The sequence below is a fragment of the Halomonas sp. I5-271120 genome (assembly GCF_030553075.1).
GTDB classification, from domain to species: domain Bacteria; phylum Pseudomonadota; class Gammaproteobacteria; order Pseudomonadales; family Halomonadaceae; genus Onishia; species Onishia taeanensis_A.
The window spans coordinates 684013-707926 of the sequence record NZ_CP130701.1 but is presented as its reverse complement, the minus strand read 5'-3'; the positions used below and the strand labels follow the sequence as shown (position 1 = coordinate 707926).

22 protein-coding genes are annotated in these 23914 nt (G+C 63.6%); 4 read left to right on the top strand and 18 right to left on the bottom strand.

The window, feature by feature from the left end:
* Positions 1 to 11: 11 nt before the first annotated feature.
* Positions 12 to 410: a gamma-glutamylcyclotransferase family protein gene (locus Q2K57_RS03080; protein ID WP_181463038.1), complete on the bottom strand. Its 399-nt coding sequence runs from the start codon at positions 408 to 410 to the stop codon at positions 12 to 14.
* A gap of 237 nt (positions 411 to 647) precedes the next feature.
* Positions 648 to 2855: a cation-translocating P-type ATPase gene (locus tag Q2K57_RS03075; protein WP_304526107.1), complete on the bottom strand. Its 2208-nt coding sequence runs from the start codon at positions 2853 to 2855 to the stop codon at positions 648 to 650.
* Between the two features lie 296 nt (positions 2856 to 3151).
* Here Q2K57_RS03075 and cadR point away from each other — a divergent pair, with 296 nt between their 5' ends.
* Positions 3152 to 3628 (top strand): Cd(II)/Pb(II)-responsive transcriptional regulator, encoded by a 477-nt coding sequence (gene cadR / locus Q2K57_RS03070; RefSeq protein ID WP_112054150.1) that lies wholly within the window; start codon positions 3152 to 3154, stop codon positions 3626 to 3628.
* A gap of 112 nt (positions 3629 to 3740) precedes the next feature.
* On the opposite strand, the gene Q2K57_RS03065 is transcribed toward cadR, so the two are convergent.
* The 8 genes from Q2K57_RS03065 to Q2K57_RS03030 form a co-directional block, all read right to left on the bottom strand.
* Entirely contained in the window at positions 3741 to 4511 is a 771-nt protein-coding gene (locus tag Q2K57_RS03065) for a transporter substrate-binding domain-containing protein (protein WP_369700288.1), read from the bottom strand.
* A 140-nt stretch (positions 4512 to 4651) separates the two neighbouring features.
* Complete coding sequence (locus tag Q2K57_RS03060; RefSeq protein WP_112054151.1) at positions 4652 to 5383, bottom strand: ABC transporter permease; 732 nt, start codon at positions 5381 to 5383, stop codon at positions 4652 to 4654.
* Entirely contained in the window at positions 5383 to 6087 is a 705-nt protein-coding gene (locus Q2K57_RS03055) for an ABC transporter permease (protein WP_112054152.1), read from the bottom strand. The genes Q2K57_RS03060 and Q2K57_RS03055 overlap by 1 nt, the downstream gene beginning before the upstream one ends.
* A 28-nt stretch (positions 6088 to 6115) precedes the next feature.
* A complete protein-coding gene (locus Q2K57_RS03050; protein WP_112054153.1) occupies positions 6116 to 6886 on the bottom strand; it encodes an ABC transporter ATP-binding protein in 771 nt (256 codons plus the stop codon).
* A 302-nt stretch (positions 6887 to 7188) separates the two neighbouring features.
* Positions 7189 to 8178, bottom strand: coding sequence for a succinylglutamate desuccinylase (locus Q2K57_RS03045; RefSeq protein ID WP_112054371.1), 990 nt, complete (start codon positions 8176 to 8178; stop codon positions 7189 to 7191).
* Between the two features lie 357 nt (positions 8179 to 8535).
* Positions 8536 to 9564, bottom strand: coding sequence for an SMP-30/gluconolactonase/LRE family protein (locus Q2K57_RS03040; RefSeq protein WP_112054154.1), 1029 nt, complete (start codon positions 9562 to 9564; stop codon positions 8536 to 8538).
* A 237-nt stretch (positions 9565 to 9801) separates the two neighbouring features.
* Complete coding sequence (locus Q2K57_RS03035; RefSeq protein WP_112054155.1) at positions 9802 to 10398, bottom strand: lipocalin family protein; 597 nt, start codon at positions 10396 to 10398, stop codon at positions 9802 to 9804.
* 84 nt (positions 10399 to 10482) lie between these two features.
* Positions 10483 to 11559, bottom strand: a complete 1077-nt coding sequence (locus tag Q2K57_RS03030; RefSeq protein WP_112054156.1) for a tartrate dehydrogenase — start codon at positions 11557 to 11559, stop codon at positions 10483 to 10485.
* A gap of 114 nt (positions 11560 to 11673) precedes the next feature.
* Between Q2K57_RS03030 and Q2K57_RS03025 the strand changes: the two genes are divergently transcribed.
* Both Q2K57_RS03025 and Q2K57_RS03020 read left to right on the top strand, forming a co-directional pair.
* Positions 11674 to 12645, top strand: a complete 972-nt coding sequence (locus Q2K57_RS03025; RefSeq protein ID WP_112054157.1) for a LysR family transcriptional regulator — start codon at positions 11674 to 11676, stop codon at positions 12643 to 12645.
* A gap of 198 nt (positions 12646 to 12843) precedes the next feature.
* On the top strand, positions 12844 to 14184 hold the full coding sequence (locus Q2K57_RS03020; RefSeq protein ID WP_258396005.1) for a glycosyltransferase: 1341 nt from the start codon (positions 12844 to 12846) through the stop codon (positions 14182 to 14184).
* Between the two features lie 126 nt (positions 14185 to 14310).
* Here Q2K57_RS03020 and Q2K57_RS03015 read toward each other — a convergent pair whose 3' ends face one another.
* The 3 genes from Q2K57_RS03015 to Q2K57_RS03005 all read right to left on the bottom strand — a co-directional run bounded on the left by Q2K57_RS03015 (position 14311) and on the right by Q2K57_RS03005 (position 17471).
* Positions 14311 to 15087, bottom strand: coding sequence for a TVP38/TMEM64 family protein (locus Q2K57_RS03015; protein WP_112054158.1), 777 nt, complete (start codon positions 15085 to 15087; stop codon positions 14311 to 14313).
* Positions 15088 to 15229: 142 nt separating this feature from the next.
* Positions 15230 to 16171 carry an ABC transporter substrate-binding protein gene (locus Q2K57_RS03010; RefSeq protein WP_112054159.1) on the bottom strand — a complete coding sequence of 314 codons (942 nt, stop codon included), beginning with the start codon at positions 16169 to 16171 and terminating at the stop codon, positions 15230 to 15232.
* A gap of 118 nt (positions 16172 to 16289) precedes the next feature.
* Entirely contained in the window at positions 16290 to 17471 is a 1182-nt protein-coding gene (locus Q2K57_RS03005; RefSeq protein WP_112054160.1) for a TauD/TfdA family dioxygenase, read from the bottom strand.
* A 181-nt stretch (positions 17472 to 17652) separates the two neighbouring features.
* Here Q2K57_RS03005 and Q2K57_RS03000 point away from each other — a divergent pair, with 181 nt between their 5' ends.
* A complete protein-coding gene (locus Q2K57_RS03000) occupies positions 17653 to 18543 on the top strand; it encodes a LysR substrate-binding domain-containing protein (protein WP_112054161.1) in 891 nt (296 codons plus the stop codon).
* Here the strand turns inward: Q2K57_RS03000 and Q2K57_RS02995 are convergent.
* The 5 genes from Q2K57_RS02995 to Q2K57_RS02975 all read right to left on the bottom strand — a co-directional run bounded on the left by Q2K57_RS02995 (position 18462) and on the right by Q2K57_RS02975 (position 23914).
* Positions 18462 to 19553: an NAD-dependent epimerase gene (locus Q2K57_RS02995; protein ID WP_112054162.1), complete on the bottom strand. Its 1092-nt coding sequence runs from the start codon at positions 19551 to 19553 to the stop codon at positions 18462 to 18464. The genes Q2K57_RS03000 and Q2K57_RS02995 overlap by 82 nt on opposite strands.
* Positions 19550 to 21334 (bottom strand): glycosyltransferase family 39 protein, encoded by a 1785-nt coding sequence (locus tag Q2K57_RS02990; protein ID WP_112054163.1) that lies wholly within the window; start codon positions 21332 to 21334, stop codon positions 19550 to 19552. The genes Q2K57_RS02995 and Q2K57_RS02990 overlap by 4 nt, the downstream gene beginning before the upstream one ends.
* A gap of 40 nt (positions 21335 to 21374) precedes the next feature.
* Positions 21375 to 21674, bottom strand: coding sequence for a lipid-A-disaccharide synthase N-terminal domain-containing protein (locus Q2K57_RS02985; RefSeq protein WP_112054164.1), 300 nt, complete (start codon positions 21672 to 21674; stop codon positions 21375 to 21377).
* Positions 21671 to 22501 (bottom strand): glycosyltransferase family 2 protein, encoded by an 831-nt coding sequence (locus tag Q2K57_RS02980; protein WP_112054165.1) that lies wholly within the window; start codon positions 22499 to 22501, stop codon positions 21671 to 21673. The genes Q2K57_RS02985 and Q2K57_RS02980 overlap by 4 nt, the downstream gene beginning before the upstream one ends.
* Positions 22502 to 23107: 606 nt before the next feature.
* A complete protein-coding gene (locus tag Q2K57_RS02975) occupies positions 23108 to 23914 on the bottom strand; it encodes a zinc-dependent peptidase (RefSeq protein WP_112054166.1) in 807 nt (268 codons plus the stop codon).

The following is a 23914-nucleotide window of genomic DNA, read 5'->3' as shown; positions in this document are numbered from 1 at the left end:
GACCGAACCGCTCAGGCACGGTGCCGCTCATCGTCGAAGACCTCCATCAACTCGCTGCGAACATCGTCGACCCAGGCACCGGGTTTCATGTAGACCCAGGCGCTGTGCCGCTGGCCCTGATCGTCGGTGATGGCCAGGCGGCGACGTCGATAGCCGTCGTGGTCATTGATGCGTTCGAGTCGATCGAGAGCATCGAGGGTATGGCTGTCGACCCGGTAGAGCTCCCCCGCCACGAGGTAGCCCTGGCCCCTGGCTTCGACCAGCACCGGCCGAAAGTCCTCACCATGCAGCACCAGCGGATAGGCATCGCAGGTCGTGCCAATATCGACGAACTCGGCGTCGGCGAGATGGTCGGCATGATTCGCGAACCCTCGCTTCAGGGTGCCGTAGACGAACATCAGATGAGGCATGGTAGCTCTTCCTTGTGCGTGGCGGTGCTGCACCAGCAGCTTTCTTTCCATCACGATATCACACCACCACACAGCGCCCGCCACTCAGATCAGTCGCCAGGGCTACTCGAAAGGATCGTCCTTGATATGACCGTCCTTGATACGACAGTTCTTAATATCAAAGTGCCCGGCCATCGCGTTGCTTCTGCTGATGGCCGGGCACCGTCACCTTCTTGCTGCCTGCAAATCGTCGGTTCTTCAGGGTTTGCCGGCGCGCAGCAGGCGCAGCCCGTTGGCTACCACCAGCAGGCTGGCCCCCATGTCGGCGAACACTGCCATCCACAGGGTCGCCTGACCGGTGAAGGCCAGCGCCATGAAGATGCCCTTGAGACCGAGGGCGATGGCGATGTTCTGGATCAGTACGCTTCGGGTGGCCCGTGACAGCTTCAGGAAGGTGGGCAGCTTGCCCAGGTCATCGTCCATCAGCGCCACATCGGCGGTCTCGATCGCCACGTCGCTGCCGGCGGCGCCCATGGCGAAACCGATGTCCGCTCGGGCGAGCGCCGGTGCATCGTTGATGCCGTCACCTACCATGCCAGTCACGCCATTTTTCGAGTGGGCCTCGATGGCGGCCAGCTTGTCTTCGGGGAGCAGTTCGCCTCGGGCTTCGTCGATACCGGCTTCGGCGGCGATGGCGGCAACGGTATGGCGATTGTCACCGGACAGCATCAGGGTGCGCACCCCGAGCTCATGCAGCCTGCTGATGGCTGCGAGGCTGGTGGGTTTCAGAGGGTCCTGAACGGCGAACAGCGCCAGCACGCGAGTCGTGTCGCCGAGCATCACCACGCTGGCACCCTGACGCTCCAGAGTCTCGAGGCGCACTTCGAGGGCGTCGCTTGCCAGGCCGTGTTCGGTCAGCAGCCGGCGGTTGCCAAGCCATAGCGAGGTGCCTTCTAGCTCACCTTCCACTCCCATTCCCGGGCGTTCGCGAAAGGCATCGATATCCTGTTCTCCGACGCCTGCTGCAAGCTCGCCATGAATGGCCCGGGATACGGGGTGCGTCGAGCGTGCGGCGAGGCTGGCTGCCTGGCGGGCCAGCCGTGACCGGTTGGCGCCGTCCTGTTCGTCATTCGACTCTTCACCCAAGCCGTCATCCAGAGCGGCCCAATGCGTCAGGCGAGGCTGTCCTTGGGTCAAGGTGCCGGTCTTGTCCAGCGCCAGCCAGCTAAGTTTTCGGCCCTGCTCGAGAAAGCGGCCGCCTTTGATCAGGATGCCCGATCGGGCCGCGGCAGAAAGCCCGCTGACGATGGTCACCGGTGTGGAAATCACCAGCGCACAGGGGCAGGCAATCACCAGCAGCACCAGTGCCCGGTAGACGCCGTCGAGCCAGGCGACCTGCATTGAGGTGAAGAGCCCCAGCAGTGGCCAGGCCAGTGCGGTGAGCACGGCGATGGCCAGTACGGCCGGGGTGTAGTAGGCGGCGAAACGGTCAATGAAGCGCTGGGTGGGCGCACGGCTGGCCTGCGCTTCTTCCACTGCATGGATGATGCGGGCCAGGGTGGTGTCATTGGACGGCCGAGTGGTGCGATAGTCAAAGTCACCATGGCGGTTGATGGCACCGGCGAAGACCGTCTCGCCGGGCCCCTTGTCCCGGGGCAGGCTTTCGCCGGTGATCGGTGACTCATCCAGCGTCGGCTGGCCGCGGACGATCTCGCCGTCCAGGGGCAGGCGCTCGCCGGGCAGGACGCGAATCACTTGACCCACGGCGACGGCCTCGGCGGCCACCGTCTCCCATTCGCCGTTTGGTGCCTGACGCCGTGCCTTGTCGGGGGCGGTATCCAGCAGGTCGCGGATGGCTCGGCGAGCGCGGTCCAGGGAGCGGGCCTCGATGCGTTCGGCCAGGGTAAACAGCACCATCACCATGGCCGCTTCGGACCAGTGGCCGATCAGTATCGCACCGGTCACCGCCACGCTCATCAGGGCGTTGATGTTGAGACTACGATGGCGAAGCGCAACCCAGCCCTTGCGCCAGGTGGGTAGGCCGACCAGGCCAATGGCAGCAAGCGCCAACAGCGGCGAGAACCAGGTCGCGGCGGTTGGACTGATCCAGCCCGTAAGCTCAGCCCCCAGCGCCAGAGCCGCGGCGATTAGCAGCTTGCCCCAGCGGGCGGCGAAAGATTCTGGGGCGCTTTCCGAGCCCTCTGTGGCACCGTCGGCATCCAGGGGCTGGGGTGTCATTCCTAACTCACGAACCCGCGCTGCCAGGGCATCAGGGTCGCCATCGACATGGTGGATGCTCAGTACCCGCCCCATCAGGTCGAAGTCCAGAGCGGCTACTCCGGGGGCTTCGGCCAGTCCCTTGCGCAGCAGGGCCTCCTCGGTGGGGCAGTCCATTTCTTCGATGCGCAGGCGCAGGGTCTTGCTGCCTGGCGGCGCACCCTTGGGCTGTTTGCTGCCTTGATCCACTGACGACGCCCCGCAGCAGCCGCCAGCGGCATGGTCGTGTCTATCGTCATGGCTGGGGGCATGGCTATGGTCGTGCTTGTGATCATGAGCAGGGTGGTGAGAACTGTTTTGAGAACGATCGTGAGCGTGTTGGTGGGCGTGCTCATGTACGTGATCACCGGACATCGTGAACTCCTTGGGTCGTATCTTGCCCCATGACAGACCCTATAGGCAGTATAGGGTCAAGCCGTGTAGGAAAGTCCCTCATCCCGGCCCTTCATTCAAACCCTTCATTCCAGCCCCAGGAGAACGCGACCATGAAGATCGGTGAACTGGCGAAGCGCAGCGGCTGTCGCGTCGTCACCATCCGCTATTACGAACGCGAAGGACTGTTGCCCGAACCCGCACGCACGGTGGGCAACTACCGGCTCTACGGCGAAGCCCATGCCGAGCGGCTGGCCTTCATCCGTCATTGCCGGGTGCTGGACATGACCCTGGACGAGATTCGTGCCCTGTTGGAGTGCCATGACCACCCGGACCAGCCTTGCCACGAGGCCGATGCCCTGATCGATGCCCACCTGACCCATGTGGCGGACCGCATTGCCAAGCTGCAGGCCCTCGAACAATCGCTCGTGGCACTGCGGGCACGCTGTCAGGGGCAGCGCCCTGCCAGTGAATGCGGGATTCTCAAGGAGTTGGCTCGGCCCGCGGGGGACGAGGCCGGTCTGGTTTCGAGGGAGGAGGGCGGTCATGTGCCGGGGGTGCATCCGCCCGGGGTGCACCCGCGGGTCTGAATGGCCAGCCGAGAGACCGGCCGCTGGCAGATGTCGATACAAAGGCAAACGGCCCCGAGCGTATCGGGGCCGTTGTCATGCCAGGCAATAGGTGAGGCTCTCGCGTCGAGGCTTACTTCCCGCCGAAGTAGTCGTTGTAGATGTCTTCGTAAGTGCCGTTGTCCTTCAAGGTGGACAGGGCCTCGTTGAAGGCGTTGGCCAGGTCTTCGTCGCGCTGGCGGAAGGCCATGCCGAAGCCGTCACCGAAGTATTCCTTGGGCTCGGTGATCATCTCGCCGATCACCTTGTAGTTGCCGGCATTGCTGTCGATCAGCGTGGCCTTGCCGACCGGGAAGTCGAGGAAGACGATGTCCAGGCGGCCGGCATCCATGTCCAGCACCATGTCGTCGGCGGTGGCATAGCGGTTCACGTCGGCCACGTCGCCGAAGTTGTCGGTGACGTAGTTGTCTTGCAGGGTGCCGCGCTGGACGCCGATGGTCTTGCCTTCCAGGGTCTGCGGGTAGGGCACTTCGATGTCGCTTGCGACCGGGGCGAACCAGGCGGACGGCGGTGTGAAGTACGGATCGGAGAACAGCACTTGCTTGCGGCGATCGTCATTGATGGTCATGGACGACATGATGGCGTCGTACTTGCGGGCCATCAGACCGGGGATGATGCCATCCCAACCCTGCACGACCCACTCGCACTGAATGCCGACTTCGGCGCAAAGCGCATTGCCAAGCTCGATGTCGAAGCCGGTTAGCTCGCCATCGGGCGTGCGGAATTCCATCGGCTCGTAGGGGACGTCAACGCCGATGCGGATGTCGCGGACGTCGGCGTTGGCGCTGCCGGCGAAGAGGGTGGCGCCGATCAGGCTGATGCCGAGGACTGTCTGGATCTTCATGGAGGATGTCTCCGTTATTGTATTGAATCACCTTGTGGGTGATGGTCCGCCACCCAAGATAGCGCACCCCGGGAGCGGCCGGAAGGGGAAAGCAGGCCTTATGCTGCCCTGCTTTCCAACGCTTGTTTGACGCTAAGCCGTTATTGACTCGACGGTTTGAGGTGTGCCAGCAGGCGCTTCTCGAGATAGCGGAACAGGAACAGGATGGTGAACGTCAGGCACAGATAGATCGCTGCCACGAACAGGAAGGCATCGAAGGGCGCGTAGAAGCGCGCATAGACGAAGCGCGCCGCCCCGGTCAGGTCCATGATCGTGACCACGCTGGCGATGGCGCTGGCATGCAGCATGAAGATCACCTCGTTGCCGTAGGCCGGCAGGGCACGACGGAAGGCGCTGGGCAGCACGATGCGTCGCATCATCAGCCACCAGGACATGCCATAGGCGCGGGCCGCTTCTATCTCGCCGCGGGCGGTGGACTTGATGGCGCCCCGGAAGATCTCGGTGGTATAGGCGGCAGTGTTCAGCGTGAAGGCAATCAGCGCCGGCACGAAGGGTTTCTCGAGCAGCACCCACAGCCAGGTGTCCTGAATGCCATCGATGAACACCACGCCGTAATAGATCAGATACAGCTGCACCAGCAGCGGCGTGCCGCGGAACACATAGCAGTAGAAGAAGATCGGCATCTTGATCCACTGATGCTTGGAGCCGCGACCGATCGCCAGCGGTACCGCCAGCACCAGACCGATGATCAGCGAGAGAAACACCAACTGGACGGTGGTCGTCAGGCCTTCGCCGTAGTAGGAGAGGGTCTGCAGGGTGAAGATGGTATTGTCGGCCAGCAGCCCCTCGATCCAGGTCGTGAGCGATTCCATTAGTTGGTCTCCCCGAAGCCGACGTCATAGCGTTTCTGCAGCCGTGCGAAACCCCATTCGGAGACACTGGCGATCAGCAGATAGATGCCGGCGACGATCAGCATGAAGGTAAAGGGCTCGCGGGTCGCCTTGGAGGCCTCGGCGGCCACGCGCACCATATCCGACAGGCCGATTACCGATACCAGAGCGGTGGTCTTGAGCAGCACCATCCAGTTGTTCGACAGGCCCGGCAGAGCGTGGCGCATCATCAGCGGGAAGCGGATGCGCCGGAACATCAGCCAGTTGGTCATGCCATAGGCGCGACCGGCCTCGATCTGGCCGTTATCTACCGCCATGAAAGCACCGCGGAAGGTCTCTCCCATATAGGCGCCGAAGATCAGGCCGATGGTCAGTACGCCCGCCACGAACTCGTTGACGTTGATGAAGATGTCAATATTGAACTGGTAGTAGAGCCAGTCGGTGACCTGGTTGATGCCGATCTGGCCGCCGAAGAACAGCAGCATCATCAGCACCAGGTCCGGCACGCCACGGATGATGGTGGTGTAAAGGGTGCCGATGCGGTGCAAAAGCCAGCTGCGCGACATCTTCGCGCTGGCGGTGAGCAGGCCGAGTATCACCGAGAGGATCAGCGACAGCACCCCCAGCTGAATGGTGATCATGGCGCCTTCGAACAGGCGCGGGCCGTAGCCATGCAGGTCGATCATGTGTCTCTCCTTGTCCCGAGGCGGCGCATCAGTGCTTGGGCGCCAGGAACTGCTTGAGGCGCTCGGACTTGGGATTGCCGAGTACCTCATCGGGCGGCCCGGCTTCTTCGACCTGACCCTGGTGCAGGTAGATCACTTCGGTGGAGACATCGCGGGCGAAGGCCATCTCGTGGGTGACCACGATCATGGTGCGGCCTTCCTTGGCGAGATCGCGCATGACCTTGAGCACGTCGCCGACCAGCTCCGGGTCCAGCGCCGAGGTCGGCTCGTCGAACAGCATCACTTCCGGGTCCATGGCCAGCGCCCGGGCGATGGCGCCGCGCTGCTGCTGGCCGCCGGACATCTGCGCCGGGTAGTAGTCGGCGCGCTCGGCGAGCCCTACGCGCTCGAGCAGCTGCTGGGCGTGGGCGATGGCGTCCTGACGGGACTTGCCGAGCACATGCACCGGTGCCTCGATGATGTTTTCGAGCAGCGTCATATGGGCCCACAGGTTGAAGCTCTGGAAGACCATCGACAGCTTGGCGCGCATGCCCACCACCTGTTTCCAGTCAGCCGGCTCTCGCCCGTGCTTGGTCATCTTGAAGCGGATGTCCTCACCGTGGACGACCAGGTCGCCTTCGTCGGGCTGTTCGAGCAGGTTCATGCAGCGCAGGAAGGTGCTCTTGCCGGAACCGGAGGCACCTATCAGGGTGATGACATCGCCCTTCTTGGCCTTGAGCGACAGGCCTTTCAGCACTTCGGTGTCACCGAAGCGTTTCTTGATGTTACGTACTTCCAGGGGAATAGGCGTAGCGGCCATGGATTCGAGCTCCAGTGCAGGGGGCCTCGTGCCGGGGATGACGGCAGGGCGGGGAGTCAGCGTGGCTGGCGCGAAAAAGGGGCGATTCTATCAGCCCAAGAACGGCGTTTCAGAATCGATCTTAGGTGGTGCGCTACGACTTTTGTCTAGATGGGAAAGGTGGGGAGACATGGAAGATTCCTTTAACTTGTTGTTTTAATGAATGTAATTCTAATGATTCTGAATCAGATGTTTATTTTGTAGTCTATCGGTCGTCGTCGACAGGCGTCGGATTCCTGGTGGTGTTGATCCTTCCGCCGGGCTCATGTCGGCGGCACCACCTCGACGACCAGCAAGGCGGCCCGCGCGCCGATCTCTACCTTGGCATTGGGGAAGACCACCCGCTGCGGGTGCTGTCCGACCACGTAGTCACCGGCCTTGGCGTCACGGGCGAGGCATTCGCCGGGGGAGAATTCGTTGAAGTTCGGCGTGGCCTCATCGAAACACAGGGCGAAGTCCTCGGACTCACGCATGAGTTCATGCTCGACGCGAAAGAAGCTCATGGCCTTGGCCGGCGCCCCCGGCGGCTCATGACCTTCGGACAGGGCCTCCAGCAGGGCGCGCATGGGGCGCAGGGCGCTCAGGTCATTCTCGCCGAACGGGGCGACGCGACCAAGCTCCAGAGTAAACGCCTGAGCGCCATGATAGTGGCGCGAGTAATGAGAGAAGGTCCAGCTATGACAGTGCTGATGGAGCACCGCCTGGATGCCGGCCCGGGACAGCCACTGCCACTGCGCGGGCTCCGTTGTCACCTGTTCGGTGTAGGGCTCGACCGCAAAGCGCGGATAGCGGCTGTCGCGGATCGCCGTATGCAGATCAAAGTGCAGCGGTGGCAGCGTCGCATGGCGGGTGAAAAAATCATCCACAGCGCTCATCAATGTGCGGGCCCGATCCGGCTCCTCGCCGCTCGCGGTCAGGTCGCGCTGGAACAGCCGGTTGAGGTTGGTGGTGATGAAACGCTCGCCAGCCCGCAGTGCCGGCGGGTTGCCGATCAGCACCAGCACCGGTGCGCCGAGGCGAACCAGGCCGGCCTCGAGCCGAGAGAGCAGCTCGCCGACGAGCTCCACCGGCGCCGTCTCGTTGCCATGCACCGCTGCCGACAGCACGCAGGCCCGGGCGCCGGGCTGCGTCTGATTGGGAATAAGCTCGAGGATGCCGGGCCCGTGCAGCCGATAATGGCCGAAGGGCAGGCGGCCGTGGTCGCTTGATGGCGTGACGTCATCAAGCAGTTGGTCGAGCCAGTTATCCAGCATGTGGGGATCCAGCATGGTCAGCATGGCTGTCGGTAAGGACGGTGATCGCGGTCAGCAGCGGCTGACAATAAGAAGCGGGAGCGTGCGAGTGGAAAGTCATGAAGACGCCTGCTTGTCGGATTGTTGTCATGATGGCCGTCATAAGAGGGTCGCCGGACGACAGTTGATGACTACCTTCCGAATCCATTGCGGTGGCGACAAGGCCAGACGTCGAGCTGATGAAAATGATCGGTGCGATCGTGAAAGCCAGGGCAGGTGGTGGTGGGGCGAGATGGGCAGGCAAAAAAGCCGGGCATCCGATGCGGAGTGCCCGGCTTTGGGGTCATGGCGCTTTCGGTGGCATGACCGGCGTCACGTTCAGATGCCGCGGGTGCCGGTATAGATCGTATAGATCGATTGACTGGCGGTCATCAGCAGCCGGTTGCGGTCATCGCCAACAAAGCAGACGTTGGCGCAGACTTCCGGAAGCAGAATGCGACCGATCAGCGCCCCATCCGGAGCGAAGATGCTGACGCCATCGACTCCTTCCCCGCCAGATGTGCCGACCCACAGGTTGCCATCCATGTCGACCGTCATGCCGTCATAGCCTTCGCTTTTACTGGCCACCAGGCGATGTGCGTTTTCGAGACGCTTGCCGTCGTCGGCGAGGGTGAAGCGGTTGATGGTGGCGGGCTGGTCGGGATAGTGAGAAGGCGCCGTATCGGTCACATATAGCGTTTTACCATCCGGCCCCAATGCAATGCCATTGGGCTTGTAAAGCTCCGTGGTCAGCACCTGAGGCTGGTCCATGCCGTCTTCCCAGTAGTAGACGGCGGTATCGAGCTCCAGTTCGCGGCGATGTCCCTCGTAGTCGACGTGAGCACCATATCCCGGATCTGTGAAGATGATACCGCCACTTTTCAGTGCCACGAGATCATTCGGAGCGTTGAGACGCTTGCCGTTAAACTGGTCGGCCAGCACGCTGACGCTGCCGTCCCATTCGTAGCGAACCACCCGCGCGGGTGAATGCTCGCAGGCCACCAGCCGCCCCTGGGCATCGAAGGCATTGCCGTTGGAATGACCGACCTCGTGGCGCAATACGCTGACCTGGCCGGTGGCCTCGTCCCAGCGCATTTGGCGAGCCCTGGGGATATCGCTGAACACCGCATAGCGCCCCACGGCGTTCCAGGCCGGCCCCTCCAGCCACAGCCCACCGCTCCAGTGGCGTTCGAGTGGCGAATTGAACAGCATGTAGCGGTCGAAGCGGTCGTCGAGAGATTGCCAGGCTTCGACCGGATAGCGTGATGGCGGGGCACCGGTAAGGCCTCCTGCCAATAGGGTCGGGGCGGTCATGGCCGCGCCGAGGGCGGCCGAGGTGGCGAGAAACTGACGTCGTCCAAGTGTCATAAGCGAATCCTTTGCTATGAATGGGCCGAGCATGCCGGCGCCATCACTAGCTTATGTTGGATACAGGTCTTCGTATGTTATACATTTTGCCTAGTCGGTAGTCGCCGAGGAGGAGATAAGCCGCCGTTGTCCTCTTTTCCGCCCTCTTGCGGTGGTCTGCTCGGCGGTCGCGGCGTCGACCTTCAGGCCTTTCCCGAGTGGGCTCCCAGGCCCAAGGCCTCAGGAAGCCGAGACGCGTCAGGTACCTTGGCGATAGGGAGCACAGGCCCGGTCCTGCTCGACCTCGATCAGGTCGTCGACGGCAAAGTCGAGCTCGGCTACGCGGTCCACCAGCGCCTGGTAGGTGTCGGGGGCCATCGTTGGGGTGCGGGCCAGGATCCACAGGTAGTCGCGATTAGGGCCGACCACCAGGGCGTGCTGGTAGTCGGGGTCGAGTTCCAGCACGTTGTACCCCCCATAGAAGGGGCCGAAGAAGCTGACTTTCAGACGGGCAACGCTCGGTTCATCGATGAAGTAGGCCTTGCCTTCGGCCACGCTGGGCTCGCCGGTCTCGAGGTTCACCCCTGCGTTGATCACCTTCACCCCGCCGTCATCGCGCATGGAGTAGTCGGCGGTAACGCAGTCGAGCCCTTCTTCGAAGCTGTGATCGAGGCGCGCGATCTCGTACCACTGACCGAGATAGCGATCCAGGTTGAAGTCTTCGACTGCCTGGGTGCCCTCGGGGATGCCGGTGCATCCGGCGAGCAGCCCCGAGGCAACGAGGGGCAGGGCAATGGTGAACGGGTGACGCGAGGGACGGTGCGCCGGGCGATGAGTCAGATCACGAGGCGGCATGGCGGCTCCTGGACGGTAGGTAATGAATCTTCATCATAAGCGATTCATGGTATGGCGCCAGGGCCGCCGGATGCCTTGCTCGTATCAACCGGCGGCGATCCTCGCGGCAATCGCCTGGCCCAGCGCCTGGGTTGAACCTGAGCCGTTAAGGTCAGGTGTCAGTACTGTGGTATCTCCCTCGGCGAGGACGGCCTCGAAGGCGGCAACGATGGCATCGGCGGCCTCCTTGTGGCCCAGGTGTTCGAGCATCATGGCGCCGGACCAGATCTGGCCGATGGGGTTGGCGATATGCTTGCCGGCGATATCCGGGGCGCTGCCGTGAACCGGCTCGAAGAGGCTCGGGAAGGTGCCTTCCGGGTTGATGTTGGCCGAGGGGGCCACGCCGATGGTGCCGGTGCAGGCCGGGCCCAGATCGGAGAGGATGTCGCCGAACAGGTTGCTGGCCACCACCACGTCGAACCAGTCCGGGTGCAGCACGAAATTGGCGGTCAGGATGTCGATGTGGAACTGATCGACGTTGACGTCGGGGTAGTGCTGGCCCATGGCTGCCACGCGCTTGTCCCACCAGGGCATGGTGATGGCGATGCCGTTGGACTTAGTGGCGGAGGTCAGCTTTTTTCTGGGGCGGGTGGCGGCCAGGTCGAAGGCGTACTTGAGTACCCGGTCGACGCCGTGGCGGGTCATCACCGTTTCCTGGATCACCACCTCGCGGTCGGTGCCCTCGAACATGGTGCCGCCGACGCTTGAGTACTCGCCTTCGGTGTTCTCGCGCACTACGTAGAAGTCGATGTCACCCGGTTCACGGCCTGCCAGCGGGCTCTTGATGCCGGGCAGCAGGCGGCAGGGGCGCAGGTTGACGTACTGATCGAACTCGCGGCGAAACTTGAGCAGTGAGCCCCACAGGGAAATGTGGTCGGGCACCTTGTCCGGCCAGCCGATGGCGCCATAGAAGATGGCGTCGAACTGGGCGAGGGTCGCGTGCCAGTCGTCCGGCAGCATCTGGCCGTGTTCGAGATAGTAGTCGCAGCTGGCGAAGTCGAACTGCTCGAGCTGAAGCTCGATGCCGAAGCGCTTGGCGGCAGCTTCGAGAGCGCGCACGCCCTCGGGCATGACTTCGGTGCCGATGCCGTCACCGGCGAGTATGGCGATGCGATGGCTCATGGGTGCCTTCCTTGAATGGGTTGAGTGGCGATGCCTTCAGTCTACCCGCTCCAGTTCGTTGCATAATCAGGCTATAATGCAAGTTATTGTTGCGTTTAAGTAGAGAATCTCATTGTGGCCCAGCTCGATGACCTGGCGTTCTTCCTGCGGTTGGCGCAGTGCGGCAGCTTGACCGCCACCGCACGCGAGCTGGGCCTGTCGCTGTCGGCGGTAAGCAAGCGCCTCAAGCAGATCGAATCGCGCCTGGGGGTGGAGCTTGCCACCCGCACCACGCGTCGCCTGACGCTGACCGCCGAGGGCGAGCTCTATTGCCGGCGCGGTGCCCTGATTCTCGACGAGCTCGGTGAGCTGGAAGAGACCATCGGCGACCGGCGTGCCGATCTCTCGGGTCGCCTGCGTATCAACGCCACTTTCGGCTTCGGTCGCTGTCATGTCGCCCCCCTGCTCTCGTCGTTCTGCCAGCGTCACCCGGCACTTTCCGGTTGGCTGGAGCTGACCAACTTTCCCATGAACCTCAGCGACCAGGGCTTCGACATCGGCATCCGGGTGGGAGAGCCGCCGGATTCGCGACTGGTGGCGCGGCGAATTCTCGCTAATCGTCGACTGCTGTGCGCGGCACCTTCCTATTGCGAGGCCATGCCGCGGCTCGAGACGCCGGCGGATCTGGGGCACCACCGCTGTCTGGTGATCCGCGAGAATGACAGCGACTTCGCCCTGTGGCGCTTCGAGCCCCGCGGCGAGGCGGGGCAGGCGCGCAGCGTGAAGGTCAGCGGCGAGATGGCAAGTAACGACGGTGAAGTGATCACGCAGCTGGCGATCGATGGTCATGGCGTGATGCTGCGTTCCTGGTGGAACGTGCATGAACACCTTGCGGCGGGGCGGCTGGTTGAGTTGATGCCCGGCTGGCAGGGCGTCAGCGCCGATTTTTATGCCGTCTTCGACCAGCGCCGCCATGTGCCCCAGCGGATTCGCACCTTCATCGACTATCTCGAGCAAGCGATGGCCGGGCGGGTGCCGCCACTGCCCGAGCACCCTCAGATGCCACCGATAGGTTCCCTTGCCCTTGAGGGCGCGGCGTTGCCATGATCGATGTCATGATTCCCGCCTGTTCCTGACGCTTGCTTAGGCAATGGCGAGTGCGATCAGGTTCGTATGGGGTGTATGATCTGCGCCGTCGTGTGCCGTCTGGGTTTTCTTACAGCATCGCCTATCTTGAGGAAGGCGAGGCCATGCAAGGATAGGCGGCCGGCGCATCCAGGAAACGCTGACGAGGGAGTCTATGGCGTGAATGTGCTGATGTTCACCAACACTTACTGTCCAATCGTGGGCGGGGTCAGTGAGTCCGTTCAGCGTCTGAAAACACGGCTGCAGGCCGAGGGGCACCGGGTACTGGTAGTGGCCCCCAAATTGACCGGGCAGCCAGAGGACGAGGACGACGTGGTACGCGTCGCCGCCGTCCAGCATTTCAATGGCAGCGACTTCTCGCTGCCGGTACCGATTCCCGGTCAGCTCTATGAGGCCATCGAGGCCTTCGACCCGGATATCGTGCATTCGCATCACCCCTTTCTGCTCGGCGATACCGCCGCGCGGGCCGCCGAGACCTACGGGCTGCCGCTGGTGTTTACCCACCACACCCTGTACGAGCACTACACCCACTACGTGCCCGGCGATTCGCCGCGCATGCAGCGCTTCGCCGTGGCCCTTTCCACCCAGTACACGCGGCTTTGCGAAGCGGTGATCGCGCCCAGTGAAAGCATCCGCGAGCTGCTCTTCGAACGGGATGCCAATCCGCATGTCTGGGTGGTACCCAGCGGCGTCGATACCCGGCGTTTCGCACAGGGTGACGGTGCCGCGCTTCGCCGTGAGCACGGCATTCCTTTGGACGCCTATGTGGTGGGGCATGTGGGGCGGCTCGCCAAGGAGAAGAACCTGCCCTTCCTCACCGAGGCGCTGGCACGGATGCTAGAGCAACTGCCCGAGGCACATTGCCTGGTGGTCGGTGATGGCGATGCCCGGGAAGCAATGAAGCAGGTCGCCGAGCGCTTTGGTGTGGCCTCACGTCTGCACTTCACCGGACGCCTGCAGGGTCAGGCGCTGATCGATGCCTACCATGCCATGGATGTCTTCGGCTTCGCCTCGCATAGCGAGACTCAGGGCATGGTGGTCGTCGAGGCCATGGCCACCGGTTTGCCGGTAGTGGCCGTGGCTGCCCCCGGCGTGCGCGAGGTGCTCAAGGATGGTCGCAATGGCAGGCTGCTGCCCAACGATGACCGCGAGGCAGTGGCCGACGCCATGGTGGCGCTTGCCGATACTGAGTGCCGGTCGGCGATGGCCGAGGGGGCTCTGGCCACCGCCCAGGCCTTCGATGAAACCGCTTGCGCTCAGCGCTGTCTGGACGTTTATCGTCAAGCCATCGCCGTGGGTGGCCCCTTCAGCCACGCCGATGACGGCACCTGGGATCGAGTGCGCAGCCGCCTGGGCGCGGAGTGGCACATGCTGCGTCACCGTGGCCGGATACTGCGCTCTATCTTGCAGGATGAGTGGGAGCATGCTGACTGGCAGCCGCTGATCGGGCGCGGCCACGAGGACGACGAGGCGGAGTCGAAGGAAGTCACTCCCAAGTAGCAGTCCTGACGCTTGAAGGTCAAAAGCCGGTAGCCGGAATCACCGGCCAGTAGAGCGGAACACATAAGCGGGCACCGACCTCAGCAGAGGCCGGTGCCCGTTGGCGCTAAGGCATGAGAAGGCGCTTTATGAGTTAGCCGAGTCGCCCTGTTCTTGTGGCCTGGTTGGCGCGTCCGGGATGTCTGCTTCTTCTGGGGGGCGCTGTGCGTGAGCAGGGCGGGCCGGTTCTCGTTGCTGGCGGCGCGTGGCATAGCGCTTGAGACCGACCAGCACCAGCACCCCGAGGGCAATGCCGCCCAGCGAGATGGCGATTTCGCCTTTGTTGTTGGCGGTGACCAGTTGCCCCAGCTGGCTACCCAGCAGCGTGACCCCGACAAGCCCCGGCACGATACCGATGACCGAGCCGATCAGGTAATCGCGGAAACGCAGGTGAAAGGCGCCGGCCAGCATATTGGTCAGCGTAAAGGGCGCCAGCGGCAGCAGGTTGACCACCGTCATGGTGCGAATGCCGCGACCTGCCAGATAGCGCGACAGCCCCTTGAGATGCCGGCCGCCATAGCGCATCAGCGCCTCGCGGCCAAGCCGCCTTCCTACTCCGTACGTCAGGATCGACGCCGCCAGCGTGCCCGCCAGGGCGTAGCCGAAGCCCCACCATGGCCCGAATAGCAGACCTGTCACCGCTACCAGCAGGCTCAGCGGGAACATCACCAGTGACGCCGCTGCATAGACTGCAACCACCACCAGAATCGCCCAGGGGGCCTGTGTCCAGGCCACCGAACCCGCCGCGATAGCCTGTAGACGTGCCACCGTCAATACATCGTGCATGGCCAGCCACTGCCACAGGCCTCCCATCGCCAGCAGGGTGACGAGCAGGAGCAGAATCATCAGTAGAGGGCGGGGCATGCGCACAAGATCCTTGCAGGTGGTGGTCCAAATGACGACACAGCATACGACAACGCGCCCGGCGGCCAAAGCGGCACGCCGGGCGCGACGGTCTATCCTGCGCCGCGCTTAAGGAGTTGAGCGCGGGCCAGGCCGAGGGCCGTTACAGCGCCAGAGCATCCTGCACTTGGGGCCAGGCTGGCTTGCCGTCACGGTCGGTCACGCCCTCAAGCATGGCCTGGATACGCTCGGGATGATCCGCTATCCACTGTTGGGCAACGTCTTCTACGTCTCGTTCCTCCTGGCCGTACTCGTTGATCATCCAGCTCTGCTGGTCAGCGCTGAAGGTGAACTGAGTGAAGAAGTGCTCAAGGTTGGGGTGGGACTCGGCGTAGCCCGTCCGCATCAGGGTTAGCACCTCGCTCTCACCATTGTTCTTGCCGAACAGGTCTTTGGGGTCCTCGAGGTAGCGCATCGGCAGTTCGAGGTTCATCCAATGGGGCGTCCAGCCGACCCAAACGATGGGCTCCTCGCGGCTGATGGCGCTGCGTGCCGCACTGAGCATGCCGACGACGCTGGTATCCACCAGTTCCCAGTCGCCGAGCCCCCAGGCGTCCTCGTCGATGGCCTGATGAAGAATCTCGCTGGCGGCGGAGCCGGCGCCGAAGCCATAAATCTCGCCATTGAAGGCCTCGCGCTGCGCGTCCAGGTCAGCGAAGCTGGTGATGCCCTGCTCGTACAGATACTCCGGGACCGCCAGCGTCATCTGAGCGCCATCGACGTTGTTGGCCACTCGCTTGAGGCTGCCATCTTCCACGCGCGGTGTGTAGAGATCCTCCTGGGCTGGCAGCCAGGCGCCGAGGAAGAGATCAACGTCGCCGCTCTGCATGCCCTGGTAGATGACCTGCATGCCAAGTGATTGCACTCTGGTGTCATAGCCCAGCGGGCCGAGCAACTGGCTGGCGATTTCTGTCTTGACGGTGATACCCGGCCAGGCGGGAACGCCGAAGTCCAGGGTCGCATCGTCGGCCTGGGTCGGCAGGGAAAGCGTCAGTGCGGCAGGAACCGACAGTGCGGTAAGCGTGGTGCGCAGTACGGTGTTCATGAGCATCTCCTTGCGTGGTCTATTGTTTGGGCGGCCGTCGCTCCGCCTATTGGGTGAGCCGTGGCGCTGCTTGTGCAGTCGGGCTGTGGCGTCGCCACGGCGTCAGGGGAAAAGGAGGTCAGTCGGGGCGAGACAGCACCCGCAGACGCGATTCCAGCATGTCCAGATCCAAGTAGGTGCCCTGCAGGTGGCGCCGACCGGTGCTCGGGTCGAAGGCGCGGCGGCCATGCAGCACCCGGCGGTTGTCGAAGGCGACCATCTGCCCAGGGGCCAGGGCGAAGTCGAGCTGGTGCTCCGAGGAATGCAGCAACTGCCAGAACTGGCGATAGGCGTCGTACCAGGCATCGATGACGTGGGTCGGCAGGCGCAGGCTGTCGCGAATCCAGTTGTTGAAGCGCACCTCGATCAGCTGGCCGTCGTGATCAAGCGACAGCACCGGCGCGCGGGTGCTGATGTCCTGCTCCTCGTCCTGGAAGCGGAAGTCGATCGGCGTTTCGCTGAGGATGCGGAAGGCCTCGGGATTCTGCTGGCGCAGCGTTTCGGCCGCCGCGAAGCCGTCGGCAAAGATCGATTCGCCACCCTCGGCTTCATTCTCCAGGCAGTAGAGCAGTTGAATGTCCGGCGGCTGTCGCCAGTTGGGCAAGTCGGTGTGCAGCGCCAGGCCGATGGCGGTGTAGGCGGCATTGTTGGGGTTGGGCTTGGAGCGTACGTCGAAGCGGGCCCCGAAGTTGGTCGGACGCATCGGGCCGATGCGTTCGGCCAGGCGGCTGACTTCCTCATCGGCCAGCGGGCCTGCGTCGAGCAGCACCAGGCCGTCGCGCAGCAGGGCCTCGAGCCAGGCACGCTCGCCGGCGGCGTTGCCCACGAAGTCGGCATGGGCGACGCACTCGGGGGCATAATCGGCTGCCCAGGGGCGACGCGCCGGGATGACTGACGCCGGCTCCTGGCCGGGGCGGCGCTGATGCAGCCAACCGGCATCGAAGTCGCTCACATGGCCATCCTGCCAGGTCAGGGTCAGGTTGCCGTCGTGAAGTGTGGCCTCGGGGGCGGCGGTGACCGGCGTCAGGGGGACGTAGAGGCGCTCGCGGGTGACCGTGTGGCGACAGGCCTCGCAGGGGCAGTTGTCGCGCAGCCAGGTGAGCGGGAAGTGAGCCTGGGCGCCATCGCCCCAGCTGAGGGTGACACGGGCGCCGCTGGCCAGGGCATCGGTGAGTGCCGGCGCATTGGCATACGCCGACAGCTCGCCCATCGCGATGACGGTGCGTTGCGTTGCGGGGGCGGAAAGCGTGGTGTCGGTCATGGGGCACTCCTGCTGGCCAGTGGCCTGTGACGAGAATATGCCGCCTATGCTGGCGATTGCGCCGCCCCGCGACAAACGATTAATCTGGCCCCATTGCCCTAGCTGTACTTATCACAGGGTTTTTCATTAAGGCGTTGTCATCAGGCGCTTGGTAGGAAGGTTCTGACATGCAGGTTTTGACATGAAGGGGCTGCCCCCGCTGATCTGGCTGCAGGCATTCGAGGCTGCCGCCCGCACCATGAGCTTCACCGCCGCCGGCCAGGAGTTGGGCGTGACCCAGGCGGCGATCAGCCAACGCATCCGACTGCTCGAGGATCGCCTGGGTCAGAAGCTGTTCGTGCGCCACCCGCGCAGCCTGAGCCTGACCCCGGCGGGCCAGGCTTGGCTGCCAAGCGTGCTTGAGGCCTTCTCGCGGTTGGCCGAGGGCACCGCCGAGGTGTTCGGGCCAAGCCCCCATGCGCCAGTGACCCTGCGTACCACGCCGGTGATGCAGCAGAACTGGGTAGCGCCCCGGCTGCTGGCTTTTCATCGTGCACATTCGGCGGTGGCGGTGCGCCTGGTCAGCGCGATCTGGCCGGAGGATTTCGGGCCGGAAGGCGCCGATCTCGAGATTCGCTACGGCTCGGGGGACTGGACGGGAATGGAGGCTCTGTCGCTTGGCGATGAGGCGATGGTGCCGGCCTGTGCGCCAGAAGTGGCCGCACGGCTTGAGGCACCCGGGGATATCGCCGGTGAAACGCTGCTGCACGCGGCGGGGTTTGCGGTGGGCTGGCCGGCCTGGCTGGAGCGGGCGGGCATCGCCGGGATCGAGAGCGATTGCCCGACGCTGATCTGCGATACCCAGGTCATGACGCTGACACTGGCTGCCGCCGGGGGAGGGATCGCCCTTACCCATCGTCGGCTGGTCGAGAGCCGCGAAGACCTGGTTCAGCCGTTTGTGCTGTCGGTCCCCAGCGCTGAGCGCTTCTGGCTGGTTCGCCCGGCCAACCGTCAGCCGCGGGAGGCGGCCGAGGCGCTGTGGGCCTGGCTATCGGACGGGCTTGAAGAGCGCTCTGTCGGTGACTCGGCGTAGAAGTCCAGGTACCAGTCGACAAAGGACTGGACGCCTTCCTTGACCGGGGTTGAGGGCGTATAGCCCACCGCTTGTGCCAGCGCCGAGCTGTCGGCGAAGGTATCCGCGGCATCGCCGGGTTGAAGCGGCAGCAACTCGCGGATCGCCGCTTTGCCCAACGCTTCCTCGATGGCGGTGATGTAGTCGCCAAGGCTGGTCGGCGCCTGGTTGCCGATATTGAAGATCCTGTAGGGCGCATCGCTGCTGGCCGGTGCCGGGGCATCGCTGTTCCAGTCAGGGTCGGCGCTGGCGACCTGGTCGCTGGCTCGAATTACCCCTTCGACGATGTCATCGATATAGGTGAAGTCGCGGCTGTGGTGGCCGTGGTTGTAGACCTGGATCGGCTGCTCGGCCTGGATGCTGCGGGTGAACTTGAACAGCGCCATGTCCGGCCGGCCCCAGGGCCCGTAGACGGTGAAGAAGCGCAGCCCCGTGGTCGGAATTCGGTAGAGGTGGCTGTAGCTGTGGGCCATCAGCTCGTTGGCACGCTTGGTGGCGGCGTAGAGCTGCAGCGGATGATTAACGCCCTGATCCTCGCGGTAGGGCATCTGGGTGTTGGCCCCATAGACGCTGCTGGTGCTGGCGTAGGTAAGATGGGCGACCTGCTGGCGACGACAGGCTTCGAGCAGCACGCAGAAGGCGGTCACGTTGCTCTCGACGTAGGCCAGCGGCGCTTCCATGGAGTAGCGCACCCCGGCCTGCGCGGCTAGGTGGATGACCCGGTCGAAGGCGTGCTCAGCGAAGCAGGCATCAACCGCTTCGACATTCGCCAGGTTGTCGCGCACGAAGTGATAGCTGCCGGCGCTTTGTGCGGCCACGGCATCGAGGGTCGCGAGTCGGGCCTCCTTGAGCGCCGGATCGTAGTAGTCGTTCACGCTGTCGAAGCCCACGACGCTGTCGCCGCGCTGCAGCAGGGCTCGCGCCACATGGAAGCCGATAAAGCCTGCGTTACCCGTGACCAGCACCTTCATTTGCCTTCCTCCTCTGGCGCTTCTGACACGCCATCCTGACCGGGGCGAGTACCTGGCTGGGGCCCGGCTGATACGGGGCCCTCAACCGTGGTCGGAGCCACGAACAGCGGCGCTGCGGCGGTATCTCCCTCGCAGGACGCGAAGGCCGGCCCCGGGATCAGCCACCAGTGTTCATTGTTCTGCAGGCCAAGGTCCCTGGCCTGGTTCAGGTCGGCACAGGCGATCTGATCTTCCTTGCGCTGAGGCACTAGCATCCAGCGCTCGTCAGGAGCCTGGGCGAGCCAGTCAAAGGCCTTCAGGAACTGGGCATCCTGATCGGTGTGAAAACCAAAATGCACGCTGGGCTGTTGCGCCTGGAGCAGGAATTCTTCATCGAAGTCGGGTTGGGCCAGCCAGGCCGAAGGGCCGGTAATCTGGACCACCCGCTGCATCATGTCCCTGGGCGAACGGGTCTGGTCGAGCTGTTGGTAGCCAAAGGTGGACCACAGCGCCCAGAACACCGCCAGCCAGGCAGCCAGGCCCAGCATGCCGCGGCGCGGCCGCAGCCAAATGAGCAGCCCCGCCGCCGAGACACCGAGCAGGATCCACCAGGTCCAGGGCATGACGTCATACTTGGCGGCAAGCTCAGTCAGCGCCGGCAGTCCGAAGGCGCCCAGCAGGCCAGCAATGAGGAAGATGCCGCCGAGCAGGGCCAGCAATCCGGTGGCAAGCCAATGCAGGCCCCGCTTGCAAAGCAGGCCGGGCAGCAGCGGTGCCATGGCCAACACCAGCAGCGGAGAGGTCGGCAGCATATAGACGCCGCGCTTGCCCGGGGACAGCGAGAAGAATACGACGACCAGTAGCGTGCCGCTGAGTGGTAGCAGCACTCGGGCATCCATGCGGCGGATACGATGCCACCAGGACGGCACCACCCAGGGCAGCCCCAGTACCAACGGCAGCCAAGCCCAGGGCAGCACCGAGACAATGTAGTAATGCCAGGGTTTGACATGGTGCCAGGCGGTGGCCAGGCGCTTGCCGGTCTGCTTGAAGAGGATGTTGTCGCGATACGCGGTCATCCCCGGTTCATCGCCGAAAGTGGTAATCAGCGCCATCGGCACCACCCAGAGTGCCGCGACGCCCAGAATCATCGCCAGGCCGAGCCCCAGTTCCTTCAGGCGCAGCGGCGTGGCCTGGCCGCGCCAGGCCAGCAGCGCCCAGGCAGGCACCATCAGCAGCGGCAGGAAGCCGACCCCCTTAGTGATGATGCCAAGTCCCATCGAAGCGCAGCCCAGATACCACCAGCCTCTCGCCGGACCGAGCAGCGCATGTCGCATCAGTCCGTAGGCACCCAAAGTGATCCACAGCGTGACCAGCATGTCGATCTGGGCGGTCTTGGCCTGCAGCGCGAACTGCACGGTCGACAGCAGTGCGGCGCCGGACAGCAGCGCTATCCGGCGGCCATAGAGGCGATTCGTCAGGTCGGTGACCAGCGCCAGGGTGCCCAGCGCGGCAATTAGCGAAGGCAGCAGAAAGCCGAGCCGTACCGAGCCGGTGATGGCGATCGATACGGCGGTGGCCCACATGAAGATCGGCGGCTTGTCAGGATAGAGCTCTCCGCCGCGATGCGGCAGCCAGAACTGGCCGGTCTTGAGCATTTCTAGGGCGTTGAGCGCGAAGCGCGGCTCATCGGCGGGCCAGGGGTCTCGCAGGCCAAGGCCGAGAGCCAGCAGGCCCAGGGCCACTAGGGCTAGCCACCAGAACCCGTGACGGTAGGTGGCATGCAGGTAAGCAGGACGTTGCATCGAGGAACTCGCGGCAGATATCGAAACGAAAAGACGTGGTTCAGGACTGGGCAGACTCGGACTCGGACTCGGACAGAACCTTGGCCTCACGACGGATCAGCATCAGATTGCGGGTATAGATCAGCAGGCCAGCGCCCTGGCCGGCGATGAATACCGGGTCTTTGCGATAGATGGCGTAGGCCAGCAGCGTGACGCCACCGGCAAGGCTGAAGAACCAGAACGCCAAGGGAACCACGCTGCGCTTGGCCCGCTCACTGGCCAACCACTGCACAAGAAAACGCCCCGAGAACATTGCCTGCCCAAGAAAGCCGACGCCGATCCACAGCCATTCGGTGTTCATCGTGAGGCTTCCCGCGCTGAGGTGGGTGTCGGGGCCTCGGCAGAGTCAGCGCCCGAGCTTTGATCGCTTGAACTATCAGGGGTCAGCTTGGAAACTGCGGCTGGACTCGCCTCGAAGGTATCCAGCGGTGCCGGCAGGCGAGTGCGCTTGCGCAGCCACATCACCCCGAGGATATCGAGCAGGCCTGCCCACAAACGGTTGTTGAGGCCGTAGTGGGACTCGCCGGCGCCGCGAGGACGATGGTTGACCGGTACCGACACACAGCGACCGCCCTGTGCCAGCACGAGAGCCGGCAGGAAACGGTGCATGTGATTGAAGTAGGGCAGTGCCAGGAAGGCTTCGCGATGGATAACCTTGAGGCCGCAGCCGGTATCCGGTGTGTCATCCTTGAGCAGTGCCGAACGCACCTTGTTGGCCACCCGTGAGGATAGCCGCTTGAGCCAGTCGTCGCGGCGAGTGGTGCGGTGGCCGGCCACTAGCGTGACATCGCCGCGCTGAGCGCGTTCGAGCAGATTGGGCAGGTCGGCAGGGTCGTTCTGACCGTCGCCGTCGAGCGTGGCGAGCCAGGTGCCCCGGGCTGCACGAGCGGCCTGCCAGACGGAGGTGCTCTGGCCGGCGCTCTTGTCATGGTGCAAGGGTCGCAGGCGGGGGTCTTCGGTGGCGCGACGAGTCAGCATGGCCCAGGAGCCATCCTGGGAAGCATCGTCCACGACCAGCACTTCGTAGTCGGTGCCGACGAGAGCTGCGTCGACCTCGTCGAGCAGCGCAGGCAGGTTGCCTGCTTCATCCTTGGCAGGAATGACGATCGATACCAGCGGTGTACTCAAGATGATGTCTCTTTGCTTCCGTAATGTCTTAGCAGCAGGCCGCGTAGCCTGCACTCTTTTCCTTAAGGGAGCCTTAAGACTACAGACAGTTGGCTCAATAGTGAATGTGACGTGGGGCGCAGGGTCCCTCAATCCATGGGCAATCCAATCTTATGACTTGGGCCCTCAATGAGATCCCGTCTCACTTTATGAGGCTAGAAGCTGCACGGGGGTTTGGCCAGCAAATAGGCGCCGTTGTGATGCATGAACGGCTGTCAGGGTAGTGCTATCTGGCATGCTCATGGCCATTTTTCAGGACGCTTCTCAGGACGTTTCTCAGAGCTTTTATCAGGGGTTATTAGAGTTTTCCAGGAATTTTCACAGGACTCTTCCAACCCTTTACCCCTGAATTCAGGACCAAGGGCTCTTTTCAGGACCTTGCCGAGACTCTTTTAACGGCGTTTTCCGGGCCGTTTTCTAAATGCGTTTTAGAATGCCTGGAAGGACGCTATTTAAATCACCCTTCATGACGCTTTCCTGGATACCTGTGAGGCGTCAATTGAGACCCGTTTGGGCTCTCGTGGGAAACGCCTTGTGAGCCTCTCGATGACATGATGGTAGCACCGATCAGGGCTGAGAGGGCACCGGTAGGCGTGCTAGCGGATCTTGTTGGAAGTAGCGGGAAAGCAGCGAGTAAAGCGCCGGATAGGCCTTGTCTAGCAGGTCCGGCGCGCTGAAAAAATGCTCGCAGCAGACGGCGAAACATTCCCCGGGGTGGCTAGCCGCATAGTCGTCAATGGGAGTGTCCTCACCGCGCTCCAGGTGCGCCTGCAGGTCGTCCCAAACCGCGGTGAAGACTTGGTGCCATTCACTGGCGGCCATGTCCCGCGGCAGCGGCGGGAAGCCATCGGCATCCCGTGAGTTGCCCATATCGAGCTTGTGGGCGAGTTCGTGGATCAGCACGTTGAAGCCACTGAAGTCGCCACTTGCCATCAGTTCCGGGTAGGCCACCACCACCGGCCCTTGAAAAGAGGTCTCGCCGGCTCGCTGATCGGCATACTCGTGCATCACCCCTGCTTCATCCATTTCTTCGACCTGGCGCGCGAAGGCACCTGGCAGGATCAGGATCTCGTGCACATTGGCGAAGGCTTCCTGATGCTCGGCCTGCGACCAGCCCAGGGTCAGCAGACACGCCTGGCCGGCCAGTGCCAGCCGCGCCGGTTCGTCAAAAGGCATATCGGCCAGGGCAGGGTGCAGCGACAGACGTTTGTCATGCACAAAGGCCCAGGCTCGCTGGCCCAGGCGCTCGGCGTCTTCATCGCTCAAGGCGGCAAGCAGGGGCAGCCGAGCCCGAGCCTCGCGCCAGGTGTCGGCGGGAAAGGGATGGCGGGCGTTAAAACGGGCGGCCCGCCAACGCCGCCAGCGTTCGAGCAT